Annotated in this window: 1 protein-coding gene; it reads right to left on the minus strand. The window is 54.1% G+C overall.

All coding sequences use genetic code 11. The annotated features are described in order from the left end of the window. Positions 1-101: 101 nt before the first annotated feature. Positions 102-1,418 carry an IS256 family transposase gene (locus tag ABJK56_RS01695; protein WP_347242933.1) on the minus strand — a complete coding sequence of 439 codons (1,317 nt, stop codon included), beginning with the start codon at positions 1,416-1,418 and terminating at the stop codon, positions 102-104. Positions 1,419-1,559: the final 141 nt, after the last annotated feature.

Genomic DNA, 1,559 nt, shown 5'->3' on the forward strand with positions numbered 1-1,559 from the left:
AAGCCCACGATAACCGATGATATCATCAAGGGAGGGAGACGGGACTACGCGGCTTTGTCCCATCTTTAGTTGAAAATCTCTAGCGCCCTAATTCTCCGATTCTAGACTGCCTGGGATCTTGTGGCAGCCTGTATCCCTTGGGTTTCTTTTACCCTTTGGACGTAAGCTGCGATGGCCTCGGCCAAAATCGGCAGGTCTCGATACCCCGGAATCTTATGGAATCTCCCTTCGGCCTTTTGAGCACCAATTGTCGCCCAGCGCAACGCCTGGTCCCCGTTTCTTGTATTCCTTACCCGCCGAACGGTATCTCGAATCTGCCCGTTTAAGGATTCTATCGCATTGGTCGTTCGCAAGCTCCTCCTTAACAGTGCCGGTAACCCAAGCTTTTGTACTGTCAGCGTTTCTTCCAGCCCCTCCCGCAAGCTTGCCGCCGCCCCGGGTGACTTCATCTCCAACTCTTTTATTAATACCTCCAGTTCTGCCTTGGCCTTTTGAGCATCATTAACCGCCCAAGCCCTCTTTAGCCGTCCTTTCAACCATTGTTGTTCTCGTTCGGGCAGATGTTTCACCACATTCTCCATCTTGTGCTTCTGGCAGCGCTGCACCAAGGCCAGCTCTCCAAAGGTCTCACGTACCGCCTTAGTGAGGGCTTTACTCCCATCCATTACAAAAAGCAGCCCCTCCCTTGCGTCCATCCCTCGACCAACCAAGTCTTTAAGCAATGCGCTACACGCTTCCGCGTTCTCTGCCGCCCCCTCCCAAAGTCCAAGAACGTGCTTTTGCCCACCACCGTCAACCCCTAAGGCAATCAGAACGGCGTGCCCCCCTAAAAAGATAGCGTCAATGAACACTACCAGAAGCTTAAGATCCCCCAATGGACGCCTCAAAAAGGACTTCAGCTCTTCTTCGGTGGCCTTTACAAACCTGCGGCTTACGGTACTCTTGGAGGTGCTATAAGTTTTTATCCCTGCCCCGATAGGCTCACCGCCCGCCTGGTAGTGGCGGCTGGCCAGCCCATAAAGCATTCTCTCCAGTGCCGCTTGGGAGAGAATCTTCCGATCCTGTAACTCCCTGTAGCTCTCCAGCTCCACTTCCCGACCATCTTTCGTCCGCACGCGCGGTCTTGATACCTTAGCCTTACGGCCACCAAGAACTACGTACCCTGGCTGCCTCCCGTAGCGGGTAGCCGTCCGATCGGGTCGATGCCGCCCCTTCGGCCCGCATTTTTCCTCAACTTCCGCCTCCATGATCTGCTCAGCGATATGCAGTGCAGCCATAGCTCCCACCGCCAACAGGCCTTCTTTCATCACTGTCAACAGATCCTGGACTTGCAGGACGAACGTGGCCGGTAAAGTCCAATCTTTTTCCCGTGCTGCCCCCTGTTCAAGAGGCATCTTCTTATGATATCCTTTAGTCAAGTGGCGCCCTCCTTTCTAAATTGCCAAGTCCAGTATGACATACTGGAAAACCGGGCGCCACTATCATTTTCAACTAAAATCGGGACTAACCCGGCTCAAGGAGCCCGGTGGCGAGCCTTTTGGCTGGCCACCGGGCTTTTG

The sequence above is a fragment of the Thermogutta sp. genome, assembly GCF_039793925.1.
In the GTDB taxonomy this organism is placed as follows: Bacteria; Planctomycetota; Planctomycetia; order Pirellulales; family Thermoguttaceae; genus Thermogutta.